The organism is Flammeovirga sp. SJP92 (assembly GCF_001583495.1).
Lineage (GTDB): Bacteria > Bacteroidota > Bacteroidia > Cytophagales > Flammeovirgaceae > Flammeovirga.
This window is the reverse complement of sequence record NZ_LQAQ01000063.1, coordinates 160789-186832: the sequence shown is the minus strand read 5'-3', so window position 1 is coordinate 186832 and position 26044 is coordinate 160789. Positions and strand designations below refer to the sequence as shown.

The window sequence follows — 26044 nt, the reverse complement described above, 5'->3', positions numbered from 1 at the left end:
CCATAAAAACCACTTTACTTATCTATCGAATATTCATCAACTAACTCACAACACGTTTTTAAAATGATTTTTTTAAGTGATACCCCTAAAATAAATGAAGCACACCTTGTGAAAAATGTTGCAAAACGGCCTCTCAGCGTCATTATTGATAGATTTAGCTTCATTTTTATTATTTGTATAAAGTACAATTATACAACTTGCAGTATGAAAAAAAAGTCAAGCGAACAAAATGTTCACTCTAGGAAATTAGTAGTACTAGAGGTCTTGGTTATAACTAGTTTGGTTGGTCTTATTATTCTTTTTGTGTCATTGACATAGAAAATAAGCCAACAGTTTCGACACAATTAACAAGCCTATTGAAGGCATATTTTTTTACTATTATAAAGTTGATGAATAAAATGAAAAGGACTTTTACTTAAAAATATTTCGACTTCTAATGTGCGCTAACTCTTACTATTCACTGTATTTTGAAAGTTTCTCTGTAAACCCACAAATACAGCTTCTGATGAATTTAACATAGAACATGAAATGAACAATTACTTATGTAGGGTAGGTGTTTCGAATAAGGTACGCCTCCTGATGACTCTATTTTGCATTCTTCTATTTCCTAAACTTCTCCATGCTCAAGACGCTAGAATTATTAAAGGTGTTGTTATTGATAGCAGTAACGATATGCCACTTCCGGGCGTCAATGTATTTATTGTAGGAACTACTATTGGAACGATCACAAATTTCGATGGAGCTTATTCAATCGAAGTGCCTGTAGATAAAACTGAATTACGTTTTAAGTATATCGGGTACATTGAAAAAACAATATCTATTGGAAGCCAAGCTGAAATCAATATTTCTCTGGACGAAGATGTAAAACAACTCGAAGAGATTGTAGTAGTCGGTTACGGTACTCAAGAAAGAGCCAAAGTGACGGGTGCTATTGCAACGGTAGATTCAGAACTGATTACTTCTACACCTGTTTATACTGCAGATCAGGCTTTACAAGGTAGAGCCACGGGTGTGTCAGTAACTAATAATGGTTCTCCTGGTAGTGACCCTATCGTACAAATTCGTGGTGTGATGGGTACCAGTGGAAATAATCCGTTGATCGTTGTAGATGGAATTATTGTACAAGGTTTGGGTGATTTGAACCCATCGGATATTGAATCCATGTCGGTATTGAAAGATGCTTCTACTACGGCTATTTATGGTGCGCAGGGTGCCAATGGTGTAGTAGTGATTACGACCAAAAAAGGTAAATCAGGTGATATCAAAATTGATGTTGATGGCTATAGAGGTGTTCAATCTGTCCAAAAGCAAAATGATGTAATGTCACGTGACGATTATATCGCTTACTCTAAAATGTGGGGCAATGCAGCCGAAGGACGATTGGATAATCCTAAATATGCTGATATCAGTAAGTACAATACCAATTGGCAAAATGAAATCTTCCAGCAAGGTATTATAGAGAATTATAATATTGGATTATCTGGAGGTGGTGAGAACACCAATTACCGTATCAGTGGTAATTATATGAACCAAGAAGGGGTGTTGAAAAATACAGGAATTGAACGTTTTATGTTCAGAGCAAATTCAAACTATACCAAAGGAAAATTAAAAGTAGCACAGACGTTCTCGGTTTCTAGTACAGAGAAAAAGCCAGAACAAACTAGTGCAGGACGTTCAGCATTAGAACATGCAATCAAAATGCCTCCTTACCTTACTGTTTACAATGCAAGCAATCTAGGTGGTTATCAAGGTACAGATATTCAATTGGATGGTCAGGATGCAGAAAACCCAGTGAGAGTATTGGAGCACACAGAAATTTCTAACCGAAGAGTGAATTTAATGGGTACGCTTTCAGCAGAATTAGAATTATTCCAAGGATTCTCCATCAAAGGACAAGGTGGTATTGATTACTTCAATTATACCAACGAATTATTCTCTCCTGCTTATGACGATGGATCAGCATTGGCTCGCCCTACTCGATCATTGATTGAAAAAGGATATGGTTCACATGCAATGATGACATTGATCGGTCAAGCCAATTACAGCCGTCAATTCGGAAAGCACAATGTAAATGCGGTGTTAGTAGCAGAGCGTATTGAAAAGAAAAATATGAATGCGGGTACGTCTAGTTTTAATGAGATCACAAACGAAATCAAGAACACAACCAATACAGATCTTACAGGTGGTTCATTTGAAGTAGGCTATGGAAAATTAGGGTATTTAGGTCGTGTGAATTATGATTATGATGGAAAATACTTATTCGCTGCGTCATATAGACGTGATGCCTCATCAAGATTTGGTGCTAATAACAGATGGGCTGGCTTTTACTCTTTATCGTTAGGTTGGAATGTGTTGGATGAAGCATTTATCCCTGAAACCAACTGGATGTCTCAATTAAAACTAAGAGGTAGTTATGGTTCAGTAGGTAATGACAATATTGGTGATTACAGATACTCAGCTTCTATTGTTTCAGGAAATCACCGCTATGTATTTGGCGGAGCAAATGGCGTTTATCAAGCCTTTGGTACAACTGCAGGTAACTTGCCGAATCCAGACTTGAAATGGGAAACTACTTACATGACCAATGTAGGTGTGGATTTAGGATTCTTTGAAGACCGTCTGACTTTATCGGCTGAATATTATAAAAATGAGAGTGATGACCTTTTGATCAATGTAAGACAAGTGTCATCGATTGGTGGGGTGAATGCTACTCAAGCTAAAAATGCAGGTTCAGCACAAGTAAGCGGTTTTGAATTCAATTTAGGAATAAAGAATCAGGAAAAAGCATTGCAATGGGCTGTCAATATGAACATCAGTACCATGCAAAACAGAGTGAATGATTTAGGTGGTGAAACACTGTTTGAAGGCTATTACGAAAACAACGGATCTATTTTGAGAAGTGTTGAAGGAGAGCCATTAAGACATTTCTATGGCTATCAAACGGTAGGTATTTTCAGATCATGGGAAGAGATTTATACTTCTCCAATTCAAACCTCTAACACTGCTCCTGGTGACATTAAATTCAGAGATATTTCAGGACCTGATGGTGTGCCTGATGGGGTGATTGATCATCATGACAGAACCATTATTGGTAACCCTACACCAGATGTTGTTTTTGGTTTGAATATGGATTTCAATTACAAAAACTTTGATTTGAACATCTTCTTCAACGGTACTTATGGCAATGAAATTTACAACACTACAAGATGGTATTTGGAAGGCGGTCAACGTTTCTTCAATGCCAATCCTATGATGTTGAATGCATGGACACCTGAGAATCCAGATTCAGATGTACCAAGGTTAAATGAGTCGGGTGACAACTTAAGAACTTCAGATCGCTTTGTAGAAGACGGTTCTTATATCCGATTGAAAAACGTGACATTGGGCTATACTTTACCGAAGAATGTATTATCAAAATACATCTCTAGATGCAGGTTCTATGTGAGTGGTCAAAACCTATTTACAATTACAAATTACTCAGGTTTAGATCCTGAAGTGGGTGCAGCGGCTGCAAGTGGCAATAACCCTGCAGAGACTGGAATTGACAGAGGTAATTACCCAACTCCTGTTACAATCATTGGCGGTTTACAATTAAACTTCTAGAATCATGAACACAAGAAACTCTATATATTTATCATTATTGATGATCGTTTTTGGAAGTAGCTGTAGTACAGATTTCCTCAACATCTCCAATCCAAATGAACTGACAGAAGACACTTATTTCAAGAATAAATCACAGTTGCAATCTTCTGTAGATGCCTCTTACGTCAACCTTCAGTCCAAAGGACTTTACATCCGTCATTTATTTTTTATGAATGATAATATGGGACATGAAGTAGAACTCAACCCTCAGCATGAAGCAGACAAACGTCAGTATTATAACTTTACTTTTGACTCCAATCACGAAGGTATTTTTACCTATTGGGACAACTGTTTCAGAGGAATTAATAAAGCGAATTTTGTGATCTCAAATAAAGATAAGTTTGAGAATGTAACACAAGGTGATATTGATAAAGCACTAGGTGAAACACACTTTATGAGAGCCTTTTACTATCATTTATTAGTGACGCGTTTCGGTGGTGTACCCATCTACCCTGAGTTGACTTCAGTGCCAAATCCAAGAGCTACAAAAGAAGAAGTATATCAATTTATTTTAGAAGATTTAGAACTAGCCGCTTCACTTTTACCTACTCAAGGAGCTACTGATGGAGGTAGAGCAACGGCAGGTGCGGCATGGGCATTAAAAGGAAAAATGCACTTGTTCAGAAAAGAATGGCAAGAAGCGGCAAATGCTTTCCAAAATGTGACGGGCTATACTTTAGTAGAGGATTATATGGATAACTTCTTGGAGGAAACAGAATATAATTCGGAGTCAGTATTTGAGGTAGGTTTCACTCGTGAGTTTGGTTGGTCAGACCAAGATACTTGGTGGGTAGAAGATGCTTCAGGAATGCAGTTTGTTTCTTTGAGAGGCCAAGAATACGGTTGGAACGACTGGTTCAACTCTTATCCTGGAGACGATCTTTTGGATGAATATGAAGCGAATGATCCTCGTTATACTGCCAATTTTTATACGGACGGTGAGTTATTCAATAATGGAACTGAAGTCGTAAGTCTGCCAGACCACAGAGCGGCATGGAAGAAATACCAGAACTATTACCAACGCCCTAAGGAAGAGATTGCATCAGGAATCAATCACAGAGTCATTCGCTATTCAGATGTATTGCTGATGTGGGCTGAGGCAGAAAACGAATTAGGGAATGCTTCAAAAGCCATTGAACTGATGAACCAAGTGAGAGCAAGAGTAAATATGCCTTTGTATGGTTCAAGTGAAATGAACGCTACTTATCCTGTAGGAAGTAAGTCAGAGATTTTCCAAGCAATTATTCACGAAAGAAAAGTGGAATTGGCAGGGGAGCAAGTGAGATTCAATGATCTATTAAGATGGGATTTAGCATCAACAGTTTTAGCAGGAACAGGCTTTGTCGCTGGTAAGTCAGAATTACTTCCTATTCCTCAAAAAGAGATTGATGTGAATCCAGAAATCTCAGCAGCAGATCAAAACCCTGGCTACTAATTAGTGTCTTGTCAAATTGAAATTGAATGAACTATGAAAAAGAACTTATTATACATATATCTTATAGGACTTCTTTCGATATGGGGATGTTCTAATGAGGATTCTTCTCCAGTGGAAGAAATGCCAAAAGCCGCTTTTACGGCAACTCCTTCAAGCGAAAATCCAAACTATATTGTACTGGATAATCAGTCTACCGGAACTTCAATCATGAGCTCATGGAAGTTCAAAGAAGATGGACCGTTTGTTAGAGGATCTCAAGATGTTGATACCACTTATTACCCTAATGAAGGGACTTACAAAATCACTTTATATACAGGAAATAATATGGGAGTAGATACGGTTTCGAAGGAAATTGTAATTGCTCAAAGAGATCCTGATTTACCACCAGTAGGTGGGGATGCGTTCTTGCTGTTAGGTGATTTTGAAGACGGAGAAGTTGGCGATTGGAATGCTTGGGGACAAGATGTTTCAGTGGTAAGTAATCCTTCAGGTTCTGCGGTTAACCCTTCGGATAGAGTATTAAAAATGACGCAGACGGAGCCTTGGCAAAACAATGCAGTGAGAAATATTCCACAGGTTACGCCATTCGCTACTAAGATCGTAGTAGATGTTTATATGGAAGTGGCAGGAGATTTAAAACTTCAGATTGAAGGCGATTTTGCTACAGGTTATTTCCAAGCGGTGCCAGCAGGTGAGTGGGTAACATTGGAGTATGATTTAGAAGGTCAAGTGGATGCGGCGAAAGAATACCCATGGATCCTTTTCCAAGGCAATACAGCAGGTAGTTATTACATCGATAATATCAAATACTATGCATTGGATATTGGAGGAAACAACGGTACAGTTTATGGCGATTTTGAAGACGAGCAAGTAGGGGATTGGAACGCTTGGGGACAAGATGTTTCTGTAGTGGCCAACCCAGCAACTGATGCTGTAAACGCTTCTGATTTTGTATTAATGATGACACAAGTAGATCCATTCTCAGTCAATGCCGTAAGAAACGGTCAGATTGTAGGTGTGGCGGCAGATAAAATAACGATAGATGTGTATTTCGAACAAGCAGGTTCCTTAAAATTACAGCTGGAAAGCGATTTTGAGACGGGCTATTTCCTTGATGTCGAACCAGGTAAATGGGTGACATTAGAATATGACCTCGTTGATCAGATAGATGGTAATACTGAATACCCTTGGGTGGTCATTCAGGGAAATACAGCAGGTAATTATTATGTAGACAATATTACCTATTTCGAACAATAATAGTGTAGACAAACAATCCAGGGAGCTATTCCCTGGACTGTTTCAAACTTAGAAAATAATAGAATCATGAAAAGAATTTTAGTATATCTATTGGCTGCATTAGTACTTTCATTACAGTCTTGTGTAGATAATAAAGAGCAGGAAGTAACACTTTCAGCACCTGATATTTATAAGATCTCAAATCTTAAAGCAAGTAGTTTTACGGCAGATTGGACAAGTGTTGTCAATGCTCAAAGTTATGAGCTGAACCTTGCTACGGATGAAAACTTCTCTAACCTAGTGGCTCCTTATGAAAGCGTAGTGACAAAGGATGACTTTTATACTTTTGAAGAATTAGCGAACGGACAGACTTTTTATTTGAGAGTGAAGGCTCAACTGAAGGAAAAAACTTCCACGTTCTCCAATTCCAAATCTGTAACTACTTTGGAAGCGGATGGAGTTGAGCCTGATACTCCTCTAAAAGATGTGGCTACTACCTTCAGAGTCGGGATGGCTACAATTGTGAACCGTTTGAATGGTACACATGATGAAATTTACAGAAGAGAGTACAATCAAATTTCTGCTGAATGGGAAATGAAAATGAACATCATGTATCCTGAGCAAGGAAGATATGATTTTACATTGGCAGATCAGTTGGTGGAATACGCTCAAAACAACGGAATGGAAGTACACGGTCATGCTTTAATTTGGCATGCTGCGACTCCAAGTTGGGTAGAGAATTTTGAAGGAACAGATGAGGAATTCTCAAATATGGTAGAAGATTATATCAAAACTACGGTAACAAGATACAAAGGAAAAGTAGTGTCTTGGGATGTGGTTAACGAGGCTATTGATGATGCAGGAGGCAATTATAGAAACACTGTATTTTTAGAAAGAATGGGTGAAAACTACATTCAGAAGTGTTTTGAATGGGCAAGAGAGGCAGACCCTGATTGTCTCCTTTTCTACAATGATTACAACTTGTGCTGGGATAAGACAAAACTGAATGGTGTGATCAGTAAAATTGTGGATAATTTCCAAACGAATAATGTTCCATTAGATGGTGTAGGTTTCCAAATGCACATCAGTTACAATGGTCCATCAAAAAGTGCAATTGCTGAGAATACAAAGATGATCACTGATAAAGGATTATTGATGCACTTCTCTGAATTAGATGTAAAAATCAACCCTGATAATGATCTTACTTCTTCAACGGAAGAAAGAGAATTTGCTCAAAAAGACAAAGTGAGAGAAGTGGTGGAAGTGTACAATGCAATACCTGAAAGCAGTAAGTTCGCTTTGACGATTTGGGGATTGAAAGATAATGAATCTTGGATACCAAGTGTTCAAGGACACGACGATTGGCCTTTATTATATGATAAAGATTTCGTCATCAAAAAAGCACATACAGGCTTCTTAGAAGGCCTTCAAGAATAGAGTTAGCAATGGGGAGAAAGCTGGGAATAGTAGTACCACTTTCTCCACCTAACAAAAACATTGAGGTAAGAGTTAAGAGGTAAGAATGAAGAGGGATATTGTGCGATGAACAAAAACATTATCAATTATCATCATCTATCTCTTCCTATCACAAAGATGATCCTACTCTTCCCTTATTCTTCTTACTACAACATACCCCTATTTTTTAAAATGAAAATGAACGATCAAAAAGTATCTTTAAAAGAGAAAATTGGTTACAGCCTTGGTGATTGCTCCGTGAATTTTGTATTCCAGATCATGTTGGTGTTCCAATTGGGCTTTTATACGGATGTATTCGGCATAAAGGCCACTGCCGCAGGTACCATACTGCTTTTAGCAAGAGTGATTGATGCTTTTGTAGATCCCGTAGTGGGAATTATGTCTGACAGGACCAATACTAAATGGGGAAAATACAGACCTTGGGTGCTTTGGACTGCCATTCCATTTGGCTTATTTTTCTTTCTAGCTTTTACCACTCCTGACCTTACAGAAAGGTATAAAGTCATTTATGCAGGTATCACATACACGCTTCTGATGGCAATCTATTCCCTTAACAATACACCTTATTCTGCATTGCATGGAGTGATGTCAAGTGATATTAATGAAAGAACAAATATTGGTTCTGTCAGATTTGTATTGGCCATGATCGCCTCATTGGTGGTGCAAGGTTTTACTTTACCATTGGTAGATAAGTTTGGGCAAGGTGATGATCAAAAAGGATGGTCGATAACAATAGGTATATTTTCGTTAGTAGCAATTATGTTTTTTGTAATTACTTTCCTATCTACTAAAGAAAGAATCACACCACCACCATCACAAAAGACAAGCATCAAGCAAGACTTTAATGACTTGAAGAAAAACGGACCTTGGTTCTCGATGTTTATCGTGACGCTTTTCATTTTCACTACCTTATCATTGTGGGGAGGAGGAATGTATTACTTCTTTAGCTATTACATGAAACCAGAAGCCATTTTTTCATTCCTCGAACAATTCAATTTAATTCAAAATACAAGCGGTGATCCTTCTCTATTACAAAAGCTAATGGGAACATTTGGATTGCTGGCATTGCCGGATAAGAGTAATGCATTCAGCGTAGGTTTTAGCTTTTTCAATATGATCGGTCAGTTTGTAACCATCATAGGAGTACTGACATTATCAGCACCATTAGCGAAGAGATTCGGAAAACGTAATACATTTATTGTATGTCTATTTATGACAGCCGTTTTCACCGGATTATTCTTTTTCGTACCAGAAGATAACGTAGGTTTAGCATTCACTTTAAATATTTTAAAATCTCTTTTCTATGCCCCAACGATTCCACTTTTATGGGCAATGATGGGTGACGTAGCCGATTATTCAGAATGGAAATACAACAGAAGAGCGACAGGGTTTGTGTTCTCAGGGATTGTTTTTGCCTTGAAAGCGGGACTCGGATTAGGAGGAGCATTATGTGGATGGATCGTATCAGTTTATGGTTACGAACCCAATATAGTGCAGTCAACAGAAGCAATTTTTGGAATCCGATTAACGGCCTCATTAGTACCTGCGACTACTTTTATGGTGTCTGTTATCTCTCTTATTTTTTATGTGATTACGAAAGACTTTAACATTAAAATTCAGTCTGACCTTTTAGAACGAAGACAATTACAACAATCAGCAAGTGCATTAGAATTAGAAGATGTTTCAATAAATTAATTCAAATAGAAATACAATGGAATTAGTACAAAATAAACCAAAATATATAGCAGATCATATTTACTCCGCAGACCCTTCTGCACATGTTTTTAATGGAAAATTATACATCTATCCTTCGCATGATATAGAGTCAGGTGTTCCCGAAAATGACAATGGAGACCACTTTAATATGCAAGATTACCATGTCTTTTCAATGGATGAAATAGATGGTGAAGTAAAGGATCATGGTTGTGTTTTAAAACTAGAAGATATTCCTTGGGCTGGGCGACAAATGTGGGCACCCGATGCTGCAGAGAAAAATGGAAAGTACTATTTATATTTTCCGATGAAGGATAAGAATGATATTTTCAGAATGGGCGTTGCCATCAGTGACAAACCTGAAGGCCCTTTTATTCCAGAAGCCACTCCAATGGATGGAAGCTATAGCATTGACCCTGCCGTATTGCAAGACAATGATGAAGATTATTATATGTATTTTGGTGGTATTTGGGGTGGACAATTACAACGATACAGAGACAATAAAGCTATAGAAGTAGGGCAAGAACCTGCAGATCATGAAGATGCTTTATGTCCAAAAGTTGTGAAACTGACAGCTGATATGAAAGGCTTCGCGGAGGAACCAAAAGATCTAGTGATTTTGGATGAAAACGGTGAGCCTTTAAAAGCAGGAGATCATGATAGAAGGTATTTTGAAGGACCTTGGATGCATAAATACAACGGCAAATATTACTTCTCTTATTCTACAGGAAACACACATCAAATCTGTTATGCAGTAGGTGACTCTCCATACGGACCATTTCAGTACAAAGGTGTGATTTTAACTCCTGTAGTAGGATGGACTACACATCATTCCATCGTAGAATTTAATGATAAGTGGTATCTGTTTTATCACGACAGCAAACCTTCAGGTGGAAAAACATGGTTGCGAAGCGTCAAATTTATCGAAATAGATTATAATAGTGACGGGACAATTTCAACAATCGACGGTCAAATGTAACGGATAGTTTAATATTTCATTTCGAAAAGCATGTCAATTTGATGTGCTTTTTTTGTTTCTAGATTTAATACTTAAATTTTGATATAGGTTATTGGGAAGGCTTATAAACTTAGACCCATAATTTCATTTATGGGTAAACAGTTTAATAATTTCCCCTTTAAAAACACATCAACCAACTTTACAATTACAGCATTCTAACATCTGTATGCCATAACTATTACTTTAGTAATTTTAGACGTATACAAGAAATGAAGCACTGTAATGCAACATCTCTACTGCTTCATTTTTGATATTTTTTGACCCTAATTTTATATTTTATAATTCTTCATTAGCATAGTTTTACTTTCAACGAGATATCTCTTAAGCTGTTGAGCATTTAAAATTGGGATAGATTGGATTAATATTTTTGAGTCTATTCAAGGCAGAATAGAAGAGCATAGCTATAGCTACGAGATGATATTCTAACGTAGAATAGGCTCAAAAAGATAATCCAAAACTTCCTATTTTAATTGAACAATAGCTTCGATGAAATGAATTAACTCTTCTACTTTCTATGTTGTTCCGGCTACCTCATAAGCAAAGAGAAAGAGTGCTAACTAAATCAACACACTTATTGAAATGAAAAACTATTACAACAAAAGGACGAGCTTTAAAGCTTTATCCTTTGTATCACTCAACTTTATTAAATTAATTTCTTTGATAACGGTTATGCTATTCCAACTGAGGGTAGAAGGTAGTGCCGTTATCAACAATGCAGAAATCAAAATCCAAGCGGAAACATTAACCTTGGGTGGGGCCTATGCAGGTACAACCACAACCCCTTTTAATGGAATTATTCTTTATGCCAATGATGATAAAGGATCAACGACCATTAATTTTTCTGATGCTCCCGGATTATTTGACATTGCAGTCAGAGGGGCTTCCACAAATAGCAGTGCAGCAGGAGTAAGCCTAGAAATTGATGGTGTTGAAGTCACTTCTTTTTCTTTCTCGGGTACTTCAGCAACCACACAAACCAAGTCTGTTAAGATCGAAGGCAATCCAGGAAACAGAACAATTACATTGGTTTTAATAACGGATGATGGCTCCAATGACACTATTTTAGATTGGATTTCTTTTTTGAGAACGGGAGATATTCCACCACCACCTGCTCCTCCTGTCTTACCATCTCAAGGAGCATTTTATACAGGAAACTACAGAAATATGTTCAAGGAGGCAGGGTATACACAACAGCAGATTGATACTAAAATAAACGATATCTACCAGCAATTATTCTACGGTGATGATGCCACTGAAAGAGTGTATTACCCTAAAGGAACAGATGAAGCTTATATTCTTGATATAGACAATAATGATGTGCGATCAGAAGGAATGTCATATGGTATGATGATCGCAGTACAGATGAATAAACAAGAGGAGTTTGACCGCATGTGGAAATTTGCTAAAACACACATGCAACATGGCCCAGGTAATCGTGAAGGTTATTTTCGTTGGATTGTGGATGCAAGTGGCAATGAGCTAGATCCCAATACTGCATCTGACGGTGAAATCTACTTCGTAACCGCGTTGTATTTTGCTTCCGTTCGTTTTGGGGATAGAGGAGGAATTTATAATTACCGTGCTGAAGCAGATTATATTTTAGAGCAAATCATGAATAAAGGGTGGCCTCATAATCAAATCATAGGCTCCGTTCCGAATATGTTTAATGAGGAGAAAAAAGTGTGTTTTGTTCCTTATGCTAATGCCTCCACGTATACAGACCCTTCTTATTTCTTACCATCCTTTTATGAAGTATGGGGAATTATGGCCAACACCAATCAGCAATATTGGAAAGATGCCGCTGATGTTGCACGTGATTTCTTTCAATCGGCCGCTCACCCCACTACTGGTTTGATGCCTGACTATTCCAATTATGATGGATCACCAACCGGAGGTCATAAAGAAGATTTTGTGGTGGATGCTTGGCGCTGTGCAATGAATGTAGCGATGGATTATGCATGGTTCAAAAAAGATGAACGTGAAAAAGTAATCACTGATAATATCCAAGACTTTTTCTACAGTGAAGGAATTTACAGTTACTCTAGTGGATATACTTTAAATGGAAATCCATTACCGGGCACAAATTATCAAGCAGTAGGATTGGTCGCTTGTAATGCCATGACTGCCTTAGCCTCTACTGATGCCAAAGCATGGGAATTCATCAATGCCTTATGGGATAGAGCTCCTACCACAGGAAGATACCGTTATTACGATGGGCTATTACAAATGATGTGCTTATTGCATCTATCAGGAAATTTCAAAGCTTATGTGGATGGATCAACTCCACCTCCTGTAGACCCAATTCCGGTAACAGGAGTGACTTTAACGCCTTCAACACTTTCCATTCAAGAAGGAGAGGCATCGAACCTTAGTGTTGCAGTATTACCTACCAATGCAGATAATAAAGCCGTTTCTTATACTTCTTCAAATCCCAATGTAGCAACAGTTTCTACATCAGGAAGAGTACAAGCTATAGCAGAAGGCACTTCAACCATTACAGTAACTACAGCAGACGGTGGTTTTACGGATCAAACTTCAGTGACTGTAACGTCTATACCTGTAACAGAACAAACTCCTTATTTAGGAAGTCCACAAGCTATCCCGGGAATAATTAACGCGACAACTTTTGATAATGGAGGAGAAGGAGTAGCTTACCACGACACAGGAGTTGGGAATAATGGAAATGGTGACCGTCAGGATACAGATGTGGATACGGAGAGTAGAACAAACGGTGGAAATGTGGGTTGGATTGCTAATGGAGAATGGCTTGAATTTACCGTAAATGTAGCCAATGCAGGCTCGTATTCCATCTCAGCTGAAGTCGCTTCTGTTAATGCCAATGGGAAATTCCATATTGAATTCAAAGGAGTGGATCAGACAGGATTATTAGCAGTGCCATCTACAGGAGATTGGGGTACATTTACGAATGTCACGGTTTCAGAAGTGAATCTAACGGCAGGGCAACAAATTATGAGAGTTGCCTTTGATGCAGGAGGATTCAACCTTGGAAATTTAGTCATCACAGCAGAAGGAAATAATGGCGGTGATAACGGTGGAGGCAATACCCCTAGTTGCTCATTTGGTTTACCAAGTACATCCGCTTTTCCTACAACTAACACGAGTTTTACACATGCACATGTATTAGGAAATGGCCCTGATTTATCTCAAGTCAATAATATTTCAGTGAATTGGTCAAAAGAAGGCAATCAAATATGGGATTTCTCTATGAGAACGAATAATGGAGTACCCAATTGGTACGTGGACCTAAAAGGATCGATTACGCATACTTTAGGAAGTGCATCACCTTCTATCACTTTTACAAACAGTGGCTTTAATGGATTAGATGGAGAATATTGGATAGGGAAAGAGGGTACTAACGTAGTCTTACTTTCTAAAACCGGAACACATACCATTTATTTCAGCAATTCATCAACAGCTCCTTCTTGCTCTAATGCAAGGACAGCCTCTAAAAATGTAGCCTCAAAAGAAAGTTTACATTCAGAAATGACTTTATATCCTAACCCTGCCCAAAGCTATTTTACGGTAAAAGGAATGGGGGATCAATCTGTACAAATCAGCATCTACACCATCAGTGGCGTAAAGGTCTTTACATCAGAACTTACCTCTGGTTTGCAGAAAATAAGTACTCAAGGTTTTAAAAGAGGAACCTATGTTGTGCAGGTGCAGTCTGATGGATTGAATCAAATAAGAAAACTAATAATTCAGTAATACTAAAAGGTATTAAGACAACAATCTTTTACAAATCAAGAGCCCAATTCACGCTATCTCATTGTCTTAATACTCCCCATATCTATTGGGCTCTTGATCAATTATGAAATGAAAACTTAATTACAATGAAAAAATTACTAAACTTATGCTCTATGATGAGTGTATTTCTCCTTCCACTTTTGTGTGTTGTTACTTTCTCATCTCACACAAATGCCCAAACCATTTGCAACAATCAAATCGGCAATCAAGGAGGCTACACTTACGAATATTGGAAAGACTCAGGGAATGGGTGTATGACTCTCAATAATGGAGGTAACTTCTATGTCTCTTGGAATAACATCGGCAACCTTTTAGCAAGAAAAGGGAAGCGTCCTGGAGTGAAAAATCAAACAGTGACTTATGGGGCCAATTACCAACCTTCTGGTAATTCGTATTTGTGTGTTTATGGCTGGACAACAAGTCCATTAGTGGAATATTATATTGTAGAAAGCTGGGGAAGCTGGCGCCCACCAGGAGGAACACCAAAAGGTACTGTAACAACTGATGGTGGCACTTATGATATTTATGAAACGACCCGAGTTCAACAACCTTCGATTCAAGGTACCAAGACATTTCAGCAATACTGGAGTGTTCGAAGGTCGAAAAAGACAAGCGGTACAGTGACATGTGCTAATCACTTCAATGCATGGGCTTCATTAGGAATGAATATGGGGAATTTATATGAAGTATCTTTTACTGTAGAAGGCTATCAAAGCAGTGGTACTTGTGATGTGTACAGCATGACCATGGGCACAAGTAATGGAAACAGTGGCGGAAGTGGAAACTCTAATACCATCAAAGTAAGAGCGAAAGGAATCAGTGGTCAAGAGAAGTTGAATGTTAGAATTGACAATCAAACAATACAAACCTTGTCACTGACCAATAACTTCAAGATTTATACTGTCAATACTAACTCTTCAGGTGGTGTTAATGTAGAATACTTCAATGATACTAACGGCAGAGATGTGCAAGTAGATTGGGTAGAAATCAATGGAAGCCGTAAGCAAGCAGAACAACAATCTTACAATACTGCAGTTTGGCAGAATAATACTTGTGGAGGCCAATACAGTGAATGGATGCATTGCAATGGCGTTATCGGTTTTGGAAACACATCAGGAGCAAGACAAAGAAATCTTTCGAGTTTATCAGAACAGTCTGAAAGTATTATTTTTCCCAATCCCATTAAAGAGAATTATTTCACAGTAAAAAATGTTGATTTGGGTAATATAAATGAGATTTTAATCTATACTTCCCAAGGTCAATTAGTAGAAACAATTACTACATCAGGAGGAACAACGACTTTCCAATTACCACCTTCACTGCACCAAGGAATCTATGTTTTTCATGTAGTCGGTACTGCAAATACTTTAACTCAGAGAGTAGCGATTCATTAACAATCTTTGTAGACACGTAGCCTGCTACGTATAGATTGTATCATTTTTGATGAGATCTATAAACTTTCATGTTCTCCATTATTTCATGCAATTGCGTAGCAGGCTACGCTTCTACTGAGAGAGCAATCAATAAATTCGAAATAAAAAAATCCGCTATTACTATGAGAAACCCCATAGCAATAGCGGATCATTTATATCTACAGAAATAGACTACTTGATAATCTTATTTCCTAAAGGTAATACTACTTTACCAGCCAACTCATTGATGATAGCCGCTGCCATCATGTACCAAGCCGCACCAGCACAAATGATTAAATCAATTGCTGCAATTGGTTTGAAAGCTTCAGAAACAAAGTGCTCTAAAACTAAGAATAAGAATCCTAAAAGGAGCGTACCGAAAGTAAACGCCATAGCCGTATGAATTCTTAAAGAAGCGATAAACATGATTAATGTATAAAGCATCCAAGCTAATAAGAAGAACCCTACATCAGAATGCGAAGATTCATAAATACCGTAGTGGTTACAAAGCCAGATGATACAAAGACCCATCCAGAATGCACCGTATGAAACGAATGCTGAAAAACCGAAGCTGTTTCCCATTTTTTGCTCTTGGAAACCAGCAATAAACTGTGCCAATCCACCAAAGATGATACCCATAGCCATCACAGGACCTAAGCCTACCCAGCCTAAGTTATGGAATTGTAATAATAATGTCGTTAAACCAAAGCCAGCTAAACCTACAACAGCAGGATTCCCGTTTTTCATTTTCTTGTAATTAAGATTGTTAGATAATTGATAGAGATAAAATCTCCCCATTTTTTGCAGTCGCAAATGTAGTGATATATCAGGCGACCATTCGTTAATGAGTGGTAATCTCAAGGCTTAATAATATAATAATTATCAATTGTAGTACATTTTTTATGCATACTCATTAGTGAAGTGTTTGAAGTAAAGAAATATTTTCAAAAAAGAGGATTAATATACGTCAAATGAACGGTTTAACGCCATGAACTAACTTTTTACTACTTTAATCACTACGTCATCACTACTCACCTATTGCCTTTCATGTTTGGAGTCACCTAAATTATGATAACAAACAAAAGGAATGAAATGAAAAGACATCTACTAATACTCTTATTTTTTATACTTCATACCTATGCTTTCGCTCAGGTGCAGGTGCGAGATACCACCCTTGTGTGGCAGCATTATGATTATACTTTAGATGAGCATTACAGTATAGCTTCTTTTTCTACAACTGAAATTGTTGAAAGGGAATTTAAAGGAATTGTACTGGAAAATGAATTGGTGAAAATTACAGTCGTGCCTGAATTTGGGGCTAGAGTAGTCTCTTTTATCTACAAACCTACTGGTCATGAGCAACTTTATACCAATGAATTAGGAGTTCCTTATTTGATAGGGGACAATATTTTTTATCATGACTGGCTCATGCAGTACGCAGGTGTTTTTCCAACTTTCCCAGAGCCCGAACATGGGAAATATTGGTGTGTTCCATGGAACCAAAAAGCACCTGAAGTACTGAGTGATGGAGTGAGATTGTCAATGTGGATACAAGATAATTTAGATAATCCTCAGCATCCTCCACAGTACAACAATGGAGTAACGAATGTGACCTGTTACTTTGATGTAATTCTTAGAGAAGGAGCGTCAAATTTTGAGGTCAATGTACGACTGGAAAATCTTGCAGTAGATAATAATTTGGAATATTGGACATGCGTCACTTTTGCTCCAGGTTCTACAGTTGAAAATCCTAGGACTTCATTTAATTCAGAAATGATTGTCCCCATTGATCAATATGAAGTAGGATGGAGTCCCGGAAATTGGTTAACGAGTATAGATAAACTTGTTTCGAATGGACCGAGAGTACAAGAATATACAAATTTACCATTACTCAAAAATTGGGAAGAGCAAGGCATCGCTTATGCTTACCCTAGCTTCAAGAAAGATTTTTATGGTGTGATCAACCATGATAACGAAGAAGGACTTTTTAGAATTTCAAACGATCAATCACTCACTCCCGGATTGAAGTTCTGGGCATGGGGAGAGCCAGGAGAGAACGTTGATGTCAGTGATTTTTATGCTTATGAAAGGCCTAATGTTGAATTATGGTCAGGATTATCACATCAGTTTTTTAAGGATTATAAAATGGCTGCTTATGAGCGATTGGAATGGACAGAGACTTATATGCCGTCAGTGGGGTTAAGTCATGTTGATTACATCGATAAACATTTTGCATTGGATTTGGAACAACCTTCTTTGAACAGAATTAATTTCTCCACTTTCCAGCCTCTTGAAAAAGAATATCAAGTGCAATTGCTGGTAATGGATGAGGAGAAGGAAGTGTACCAAAAGATTTACACTATTCAGTCGTCCACAGTACAGTCATTTAAGGAAGAGATTATTTTTTCTGAATTGAATATTCCAGTCGATAAGTATAAAGCGAGTCTTTCTGTAATAAAAGAAGATAAGGTGTTGCACTCTGAGACATTTAATGTAACGGTTGGTGATGAAAGAGACCCATCAGAAGAGGATGTCATCAGCAGTTTGGAAAAGGAGCTTGTGGTACAATTTAAAAATCAGAATACAGGACAAATTGATATTGTTTTCTCTGATCACTCACAGCGATTGATACAGTTATATGATTTGGAAGGAAGAGTTGTTTTTCAACAAAACACCAATCAAACTGAAGTGAAAATAACAGCATTGACCAAAGGTATTTATATCGTCAATATTCAAGATAATAATCAAAATAAGCTGACGAAGAAAGTGGGCGTATTATAAATTTTTTAGAGCTACTATTATGAGAGGATTACAAGGTAAAAGAGCATTAGTCACTGGAGGAGCACAAGGAATAGGAAGGGCATGTGTGGAAGCATTTCTTTCTTATGGGTGTTCGGTGGTGATTTCAGATATAGATAATGAAACAGGTTTGGCCACAGTAGAAGAGCTGAAGGCTAAAGGTGGTGACATTTATTTTATCCATGGAGATATGTTGGATGAGAAGTTTTGTGAAGAACAAGTTGCGTTTGCCATTGAAAAAATGGGTGGTATAGACTTTCTGATCAACAATGCCTTCTCGTTTATTGCTGCAGGTTTAGAGGCAACGAGAAACGAATGGCAACGCTCTCTGGAAGTGGGACCAATAGGTTTTGCGAAGATGACGCAGGAAGTCAGTAAACTAATGGAACAGCAAGGTAAAGGTGCCATTGTCAACATTTCAAGTATTTCAGCACATATCGCTCAGCCTGGAAGATGGACTTATAATGCCGCTAAAGGTGCGGTGAATCAATTGACAAAATGTACTGCATTGGATCTTGCTCCGATGGGTATTCGTGTCAACTCAGTGAGTCCGGGTTGGATTTGGACTCGAGAAGTTTTAAAAGCTGCCGGATATGATCAAGAGAAATATGAACCGATTTGGGGTAAATATCACATGATGAGAAGATGTGGTCAACCTGAAGAAGTGGCAAGTGCATGCATGTTTTTATGCAGTGATGAGGCAAGCTTTATCACTGGGACAGATCTGCCAGTTGATGGCGGTTATTTAGGGTTAGGTGGTGAAGGAATAGGAGAAGACGCAGAGTATGCAGGTAGTAATTAATAGAAAAATAGAGTCGTTGGAATGCCTTTGGGAGATTCCTGCTACACTTGGAGAAGGACCGCTTTGGGTAGAGCATGAACAGGCAATTTATTGGCTGGACATTGTAGAAAAAAAAGTACACCGTTACTCAACTTTCAATCAATCTAAAAAGTCATGGCAACTGAGTTTTGAGTTGACAAGTCTGGCATTTAGAGATAAGGGAGGTTTTATCGGTACCGTTCGAGATGGTTTTGCTTTCATTGACTTTGAAAACGATGATTATAAAATGATTCAGTCGTTGGAGGAACATCTACCGGAAAACAGATTTAATGACGGAAAGGTAGATACTTACGGCAACTTTTGGGCAGGGTCAATGGATGAAAAGGAGAAGAAAGCGTCAGGAAGTTTATACAGGTTAGGAGCAGATGGGAAAGTAGCACATTTAGACAGTGATTACATCATTACTAACGGTCCTGCATTTAGTCCTGATGGAAAGACGCTCTATCATAATGATACTATTAAAAGGGTTATTTATGCTTATGATATTGACGGTGAAAGCATTAAAAATAAAAGAGTTTTATACCAGCTCAATGATCCCGAAGGTTATCCTGATGGACTCACTGTAGATGCTGATGGCAATCTATGGCAATGTTCTTTTGCGGGAGCAAGAATCACAAAATTATCACCACAAGGAGAGGTGCTGGAAGTGTATGAAATGCCAGTGCCAAATATTACAAGCTGTACGTTTGGAGGAGAGCATCTTGACACTTTATACATCACAACCGCAAGGTACCTGATGACAGATGAAGACAAACAAGAATTTCCTCTAGCAGGAAGTCTATTCGCTTTTAAGCCTGGCGTAAAAGGGCTTCCAACATCATTAGTTCAATATTAAAAAAACAAACAATACAATGAGTGATTTGAAACAATACTTACCTGCAGATCAGTTTGAAGGTACATTAATAGGAAGAGTTTGGATGGTTGGCGTTGAAACGGGACCTGCTCCTGTTATCATCAAAGAAGAAGGAGTATACAATTTGACAACATTGGCACCTACTACCTCTGATCTATTCAATCTCAATATTGATTTAAGTACAATAGATGTTTCTTTATTGGAGAAACTGGGAAGTTATGAGGAATTGATGGAGAATGCTCTTGAAGGGAGTGTGGACAAAACTCATTTTATTTCCCCTTTTGATATTCAAGCGATCAAAGCATGTGGTGTAACTTTCATGGTTTCAATGCTGGAAAGAGTGATTGAAGAAAGAGCAGGAGGAGATGCTTCAAAAGCGGATGAGCTAAGAGGAATGATCAATGATAAAATTGGCGGAGATGTACGTGAAATTGTACCGGGTTCTAAAGCTTCAGAAGATCTGAAAGAAGTATTGCAGGCAGAAGGAATGTGGTCACAATATATGGAAGTAGGGATTGGGCCTTATGCAGAAGTATTCACTAAAGCACAGCCAATGTCTTCAGTGGGTGTAGGTGCAGAAATTGGAATCTTGCCGATTTCAGAATGGAATAATCCTGAACCGGAAATTGTATTGGCTGTAAATGGCAACGGAGATGTGATCGGAGCCACATTAGGTAATGATGTAAACCTAAGAGATATAGAAGGAAGAAGTGCTTTACTTTTGGGGAAAGCCAAAGACAATAATGCATCATGTGCTATCGGTCCTTTTATACGCATTTTCGATGATTCATTTTCGATAGAAGATGTACGTAAGGCAGAAGTGAGAGTGCTAGTACAAGGAAAAGAAGACGGGTTTATTCTGGATGATAAAAGTGATATGACGCAGATCAGTAGAGATGTGTTGGATCTAGTAGGGCAGACTTTCAGTGACAACCACCAATACCCTGATGGCTTCGCACTTTTCACAGGGACATTATTTGCTCCTACTAAAGACAGAGGAGACAAAGGCAATGGTTTCACTCACAAAGTAGGTGATGTAGTTTCTATTTCTTCCGCAAAGCTGGGGATGCTTACCAATACGGTAAATCATACCAACAAGGCACCAAGATGGACTTTTGGTATTTCAGAATTGATGAAAAACCTGACCAAAAGAGGAGTATTGACGGCGTAAGGGTTTTTAATGAAGAATTAAGAATGTAGAAAAAATGGTTCTTGTTGTGTTTCAGTGGACATCCCTACAGTCTCCTTTCAATTTATGGTAGAATATCCTTTATGATGGATACCGTTGTAGGGACGTTGCATTGCAACGTCCGCCGAACCACCATAAAAACCACTTGACGGGCCACTTTCCTTCATCACTCTAAAATATGTAGTGTCGTTGTATTACAACGTCCATGCGAACCACATTTACTAATAAATCAAACAAGATGAAAGTAGTAATCTCAGACTGCAATTTTGCAGGAGCCTTTGAAGAAGAAAAAAAAGTATGTGATAGAGCAGGATTCAACCTTGAGATCTATCAACATAAAGAAGAAGATAAAATAATAGAAGTAGCAAAAGACGCAGATGCCCTTTTGGTACAATACGGTATTTATTCAGATAGAATCCTTTCTCAGTTAAACAACGCTAAAGTGATAGTGAGGTATGGAATAGGGGTGGATAATATTGATTTAGAAGCGGCAAAAAAATATGGAATAGCAGTGTGTAATGTTCCAGATTATGGTATTGCAGAAGTTGCAGACCATGCAGCATCATTAGCCGTTTCACTAGGTAGACAACTTCCTTTTTGGCATAACTCTATTATAGGAAATCAATGGCCTGCCTCTACGCCTACCACACTGAAATCTTTTTCAGATATGAACTTTGTAGTATTGGGTGCAGGACGTATCGGAAGAGAAACGATAAAACGAATGCAGGCTTTTGGCTTCAAATGTTATGCATATGATCCTTATGTATCACAGGCTGTTTTATCAGGTATGAATGTTCAGAAAGTGGAATTAGAAGAAGCAATTAAAATGGCTGATATTCTTTCGCTGCATTTACCTCACACACCTGAGACACATCATTTGATCAATCAGGAAAGGTTGTCAAAAATGAAGCCTACAGCAACTTTGATTAATACTTCAAGAGGAGCATTGATTCATACAAAAGAGCTAGCGGATGCATTGAATCAAGGAGAAATTGCCAATGCAGGAATCGATGTTTTTGAAGCAGAACCGATGGAAGGAGATCATCCATTGAGAACTGCAAAAAATATTCTGATGACGCCTCATATTTCATATTATAGCGAAGCAAGTGTAAGAAGATTACAACGCTATGCTGCAGAAGAAGTGGAGCGTACATTAAATGGGGAAGCACTGCGATGCCAGGTGGTGTAGGGGTCGACCTACGTGTCGACCCGCCTTATGTGTCAACCTACAAAAAATATTCATATTTTAATAAAAGAAGAAATGACAAAAATGATTCAAAATCCCATTCTTAGAGGGTTCAATCCAGATCCAAGTATTCTAAGAAGAGGGGATGATTATTATATAGCAACATCAACGTTTGAGTGGTTTCCAGGATATCAAATTCACCATTCCAAAGATTTGGTGAATTGGGAATTGATCACAAGACCATTAGATAGAACATCACAGTTAGACATGAGAGGTGTGCCTGATTCAGGTGGAGTTTGGGCGCCTTGTTTAAGCTACAATGAGCACAATGAAACTTACTATTTGTTGTATACCAATGTCTTGAGTTTTGATGGTGCAACATGGAAAGATACCCCTAACTATGTAGTGACAGCAAAAGATATCATGGGACCATGGTCAGAGCCAGTGTATTTGAATTCAAGTGGATTTGACTCATCATTCTTCCATGATGATGACGGAAAAATATGGTTAGTCAATATGATTATGGATCACCGTAAACGTAAGTTTTTTGGTGGAATTGTATTACAAGAATATTCAGAAGAAGAGCAGAAATTAATAGGTGATATCCATTATATCTTCCCAGGAACAGAACTAGGAGGAACAGAAGGACCACACATTTTTAAGAAAAATGGCTACTATTATTTGTTGACTGCTGAAGGGGGAACGGAATTTAACCATGCCATGACTTTAGCTAGATCAAAAAGCTTATTTGGGCCTTACGAAGTTCATCCTCAAAACCCAATCATTACCTGTAAAGATACTCCTCAAAACTACTTACAAAGATCAGGTCATGGTCAGTTTGTAGAAACACAAAATGGAGAGTGGTACGGTGTGTTCTTAGTAGGAAGACCTTTGACAGAAAGAGGAAGATGCATTACAGGTAGAGAATCAGCCATTGAAAAATTCGAATGGAGAGAAGATGATTGGTTATATAAAGTGGGGGATAATAATGTACCAAGAAAAGAAGTAGAAGCTCCTCAACTTCCAGAACACAAACCAAAGTCTAAGGTAGAGAAAATTACTTTTGCGCCAGATCAGCCATTGGACATCCATCTTCATGCCTTAAGAGTACCTATGACGGAAGATTGGATTACTCAAAATGATAGAGAAGGCTATTTGAGATTGTACGGCAGAGAATCATTAAGTTCAGTTTTCAGACAATCATTAGTAGCTCATAGAGTACAGGAACATCATGTTGTAGCGGAAACGTGTGTAGAATTTGATCCTGTTTCATTCCAGCAAATGGCAGGATTGGTAGCCTATTATAATACATTCCATTATCACTACTTACATATAATGGGAAATGATGATGGCACCAAAAAAGAATTGTACATCATCACTTGTGATAAGTATGATCAGCAAGAACCAATTGAACCCATTGATGTTTCAGACGCAGAAAAAGTGTGGATGAAAATGGATTACAATGGTGCTCAATTACAATTCTACTATGCCGTAAAAGAAGGCGAGTGGATAAAAGTAGGGCCTGTTTTGGATGGAAGTATTCTATCAGATGAGTACGTAAGAGATGAGAATGTACGCTACAGAGCAGCATTTACAGGAGCGTTTGTAGGTGTTTGCTGTCAAGATTTATCAGGCAGAAGACAGCACGCCGATTTTGAATATTTCAGCTATAAAGAATTGACTCATGATTAAAGAAAAAACTATTTCGGGAAGCTCTTACATAGGAGGTGTTTGGTTGAAACCTTCTGGAGAAAAGTTCTCTTCTATTAACCCAGTGACCTCTGAATCAACGGGTAACTTTTATACTTCAGAAGAGAAAGAAATTGAATTAGCAATGCTTAAGGCACAAGATGCCTTTGAAGAATATAGAAATCTAAGCGGAAAAGAAATCGCATTGTTTTTAAATGCAATTGCTGATGAAATTGAAGCTTTAGGAGATACACTTTTAGAAGTAGGACACAGAGAAAGTGGATTGGGAATTCCAAGATTAACGGGCGAAAGAGGAAGAACGTGTGGACAGATCAGAGCGTTTGCCAGTATCGCTGAAGCAGGGCAATGGACACAGCCGAGTATTGATACAGCAATTCCTGACCGTCAGCCAGTACCTAAGCCAGATATCAGACGTATGATGCGTCCCATCGGGCCAGTGGTTGTTTTTGGAGCCTCCAACTTCCCATTTGCATTTGGTTCTTTAGGTGGAGATACAGCGTCTGCATTAGCGGCAGGAAACCCTGTAGTGGTAAAAGGACATCCATCTCACCCGGAAACTTCTGAATTATTTGCACAAGCCGTTGCAGTTGCCGCTTTGAAAACCAATATGCCCAATGGTGTATTCTCATTGTTGCAAGGTGTAGGCAATGATCTTGGGGCAAAGCTTGTACAACATCCAGCAACTCAAGCGGTCGGTTTTACAGGTTCATTTAAAGGTGGAAAAGCTTTAATGGACATTGCAGCTTCTCGTCCTGATCCTATTCCAGTTTATGCTGAAATGGGAAGTATCAACCCCGTTTTTATTGGTAAGAAAGCATTAGAAAATAAGAAGCAAGAATTGATTGCAGGGCTTTCAACTTCTGTTTGCTTAGGTGTTGGGCAGTTCTGTACCAACCCAGGTTTGATTGTGACATTGGCGGATGATGAACTGATCAAAGGACTTTCCTCTCAATTGAATGATAATAGCAGAGGGGTAATGCTGAACAAGGGAATTCTTTCTGCTTACTATCATGGATTAGTGAGATTGAAAAGTAACCCTAATGTGGAATGGGTCAATGAGGTGGAATGGAACGAAAATGAAAAAACACCTCCTAATGCCTTATTCAAAACGACAATAGATCATTTTATCAATGACAAATCACTCCATGAAGAAATTTTTGGACCAGTGACTCTAGTGGTTGAAGTAGAATGTGAGAAAGATATGCTTCGTTTGGCAAAACATCTTGAAGGGCAACTGACAGCCACTATACATTCCGACGGTGATGATGATTTGTCTTCTAAACTGATCAGCCTTTTGGAATTAAAAGTAGGCAGAATCATTTTCAATGGTTACCCAACAGGTGTTGATGTGAATCCATCTATGCAACATGGAGGACCATATCCAGCTTCATCTATTGGGTGGGCAACAAGTGTAGGAGGAGAAGCGATCGTTCGTTTTGCAAGGTTTGTTGCCTATCAGAATATTCCAGACGCACTATTGCCAGACACACTGAAAAACGATAATCCTTTACAACTCTATAGAAAGCTTAACGGTAAGTATTCAGATAATGTAATTTAGATTAGATAATTCAGGTAGATTTGATAATTAGAAATGGAAAGACACAGCATTTTTGTTGTGTCTTTTTTTGTTGAATATACTCTTAAACCAAGCTGTTGTGAGTTATTGATACTTCTTGTAAAGTTCCCTTCCCTCCACCGATACGTGCCACTTTCTAAAAACACCCATTTATTATCCATCGGAACGCTTCACAAAACCGAATGTGCTA

Annotated in this window: 16 protein-coding genes; 15 read left to right on the top strand and 1 reads right to left on the bottom strand. The window is 38.2% G+C overall.

Annotation, left to right across the window (positions count from 1 at the left end):
• Positions 1-528 precede the first annotated feature (528 nt).
• The 8 genes from AVL50_RS16720 (at position 529) to AVL50_RS16685 (ending at position 15682) form a co-directional block, all read left to right on the top strand.
• The gene (locus AVL50_RS16720; protein WP_082795872.1) at positions 529-3603 is read left to right on the top strand and encodes a TonB-dependent receptor; all 3075 of its coding nucleotides are present in this window, start codon (positions 529-531) and stop codon (positions 3601-3603) included.
• Between the two features lie 4 nt (positions 3604-3607).
• The gene (locus AVL50_RS16715; protein ID WP_062617641.1) at positions 3608-5077 is read left to right on the top strand and encodes a RagB/SusD family nutrient uptake outer membrane protein; all 1470 of its coding nucleotides are present in this window, start codon (positions 3608-3610) and stop codon (positions 5075-5077) included.
• A 33-nt stretch (positions 5078-5110) separates the two neighbouring features.
• Positions 5111-6334, top strand: coding sequence for a PKD domain-containing protein (locus tag AVL50_RS16710; RefSeq protein ID WP_062617640.1), 1224 nt, complete (start codon positions 5111-5113; stop codon positions 6332-6334).
• A 66-nt stretch (positions 6335-6400) separates the two neighbouring features.
• Complete coding sequence (locus tag AVL50_RS16705; protein ID WP_062617639.1) at positions 6401-7750, top strand: endo-1,4-beta-xylanase; 1350 nt, start codon at positions 6401-6403, stop codon at positions 7748-7750.
• A 216-nt stretch (positions 7751-7966) separates the two neighbouring features.
• Positions 7967-9484 carry an MFS transporter gene (locus tag AVL50_RS16700; protein WP_216639055.1) on the top strand — a complete coding sequence of 506 codons (1518 nt, stop codon included), beginning with the start codon at positions 7967-7969 and terminating at the stop codon, positions 9482-9484.
• A 16-nt stretch (positions 9485-9500) separates the two neighbouring features.
• Positions 9501-10481 carry a glycoside hydrolase family 43 protein gene (locus tag AVL50_RS16695; RefSeq protein ID WP_062617637.1) on the top strand — a complete coding sequence of 327 codons (981 nt, stop codon included), beginning with the start codon at positions 9501-9503 and terminating at the stop codon, positions 10479-10481.
• A 618-nt stretch (positions 10482-11099) separates the two neighbouring features.
• Positions 11100-14249 carry a glycosyl hydrolase family 8 gene (locus AVL50_RS16690; RefSeq protein ID WP_082795871.1) on the top strand — a complete coding sequence of 1050 codons (3150 nt, stop codon included), beginning with the start codon at positions 11100-11102 and terminating at the stop codon, positions 14247-14249.
• 125 nt (positions 14250-14374) lie between these two features.
• Positions 14375-15682, top strand: coding sequence for a glycoside hydrolase family 11 protein (locus AVL50_RS16685; RefSeq protein WP_082795870.1), 1308 nt, complete (start codon positions 14375-14377; stop codon positions 15680-15682).
• Between the two features lie 210 nt (positions 15683-15892).
• Here AVL50_RS16685 and AVL50_RS16680 read toward each other — a convergent pair whose 3' ends face one another.
• Positions 15893-16447, bottom strand: coding sequence for a GPR1/FUN34/YaaH family transporter (locus AVL50_RS16680; protein WP_157491370.1), 555 nt, complete (start codon positions 16445-16447; stop codon positions 15893-15895).
• 345 nt (positions 16448-16792) lie between these two features.
• Between AVL50_RS16680 and AVL50_RS16675 the strand changes: the two genes are divergently transcribed.
• The 7 genes from AVL50_RS16675 to AVL50_RS16645 all read left to right on the top strand — a co-directional run bounded on the left by AVL50_RS16675 (position 16793) and on the right by AVL50_RS16645 (position 25836).
• Positions 16793-18481 (top strand): DUF5107 domain-containing protein, encoded by a 1689-nt coding sequence (locus AVL50_RS16675; RefSeq protein ID WP_172826859.1) that lies wholly within the window; start codon positions 16793-16795, stop codon positions 18479-18481.
• A 19-nt stretch (positions 18482-18500) separates the two neighbouring features.
• On the top strand, positions 18501-19301 hold the full coding sequence (locus AVL50_RS16670; protein WP_062617633.1) for an SDR family NAD(P)-dependent oxidoreductase: 801 nt from the start codon (positions 18501-18503) through the stop codon (positions 19299-19301).
• On the top strand, positions 19285-20175 hold the full coding sequence (locus AVL50_RS16665) for an SMP-30/gluconolactonase/LRE family protein (RefSeq protein WP_062617632.1): 891 nt from the start codon (positions 19285-19287) through the stop codon (positions 20173-20175). Before AVL50_RS16670 ends, AVL50_RS16665 begins: the two co-directional genes overlap by 17 nt.
• A gap of 16 nt (positions 20176-20191) precedes the next feature.
• Positions 20192-21364, top strand: a complete 1173-nt coding sequence (locus AVL50_RS16660) for a fumarylacetoacetate hydrolase family protein (RefSeq protein WP_062617631.1) — start codon at positions 20192-20194, stop codon at positions 21362-21364.
• Between the two features lie 256 nt (positions 21365-21620).
• Complete coding sequence (locus AVL50_RS16655; RefSeq protein WP_062617630.1) at positions 21621-22571, top strand: C-terminal binding protein; 951 nt, start codon at positions 21621-21623, stop codon at positions 22569-22571.
• 81 nt (positions 22572-22652) lie between these two features.
• Positions 22653-24260: a glycoside hydrolase family 43 protein gene (locus AVL50_RS16650; protein ID WP_062617667.1), complete on the top strand. Its 1608-nt coding sequence runs from the start codon at positions 22653-22655 to the stop codon at positions 24258-24260.
• The gene (locus AVL50_RS16645) at positions 24253-25836 is read left to right on the top strand and encodes an aldehyde dehydrogenase (NADP(+)) (RefSeq protein ID WP_063850749.1); all 1584 of its coding nucleotides are present in this window, start codon (positions 24253-24255) and stop codon (positions 25834-25836) included. Before AVL50_RS16650 ends, AVL50_RS16645 begins: the two co-directional genes overlap by 8 nt.
• The last annotated feature ends 208 nt before the right edge of the window (positions 25837-26044 follow it).

Excerpts from the sequence above, each read along its gene's own strand:
- AVL50_RS16720 (WP_082795872.1), top strand. The coding sequence starts at position 529 with ATGAACAATTACTTATGTAGGGTAGGTGTTTCGAATAAGGTACGCCTC.
- AVL50_RS16715 (WP_062617641.1), top strand. The coding sequence starts at position 3,608 with ATGAACACAAGAAACTCTATATATTTATCATTATTGATGATCGTTTTT.
- AVL50_RS16710 (WP_062617640.1), top strand. The coding sequence starts at position 5,111 with ATGAAAAAGAACTTATTATACATATATCTTATAGGACTTCTTTCGATA.
- AVL50_RS16705 (WP_062617639.1), top strand. The coding sequence starts at position 6,401 with ATGAAAAGAATTTTAGTATATCTATTGGCTGCATTAGTACTTTCATTA.
- AVL50_RS16700 (WP_216639055.1), top strand. The coding sequence starts at position 7,967 with ATGAACGATCAAAAAGTATCTTTAAAAGAGAAAATTGGTTACAGCCTT.
- AVL50_RS16695 (WP_062617637.1), top strand. The coding sequence starts at position 9,501 with ATGGAATTAGTACAAAATAAACCAAAATATATAGCAGATCATATTTAC.
- AVL50_RS16690 (WP_082795871.1), top strand. The coding sequence starts at position 11,100 with ATGAAAAACTATTACAACAAAAGGACGAGCTTTAAAGCTTTATCCTTT.
- AVL50_RS16685 (WP_082795870.1), top strand. The coding sequence starts at position 14,375 with ATGAAAAAATTACTAAACTTATGCTCTATGATGAGTGTATTTCTCCTT.
- AVL50_RS16680 (WP_157491370.1), bottom strand. The coding sequence starts at position 16,447 with ATGAAAAACGGGAATCCTGCTGTTGTAGGTTTAGCTGGCTTTGGTTTA.
- AVL50_RS16675 (WP_172826859.1), top strand. The coding sequence starts at position 16,793 with ATGAAAAGACATCTACTAATACTCTTATTTTTTATACTTCATACCTAT.
- AVL50_RS16670 (WP_062617633.1), top strand. The coding sequence starts at position 18,501 with ATGAGAGGATTACAAGGTAAAAGAGCATTAGTCACTGGAGGAGCACAA.
- AVL50_RS16665 (WP_062617632.1), top strand. The coding sequence starts at position 19,285 with ATGCAGGTAGTAATTAATAGAAAAATAGAGTCGTTGGAATGCCTTTGG.
- AVL50_RS16660 (WP_062617631.1), top strand. The coding sequence starts at position 20,192 with ATGAGTGATTTGAAACAATACTTACCTGCAGATCAGTTTGAAGGTACA.
- AVL50_RS16655 (WP_062617630.1), top strand. The coding sequence starts at position 21,621 with ATGAAAGTAGTAATCTCAGACTGCAATTTTGCAGGAGCCTTTGAAGAA.
- AVL50_RS16650 (WP_062617667.1), top strand. The coding sequence starts at position 22,653 with ATGATTCAAAATCCCATTCTTAGAGGGTTCAATCCAGATCCAAGTATT.
- AVL50_RS16645 (WP_063850749.1), top strand. The coding sequence starts at position 24,253 with ATGATTAAAGAAAAAACTATTTCGGGAAGCTCTTACATAGGAGGTGTT.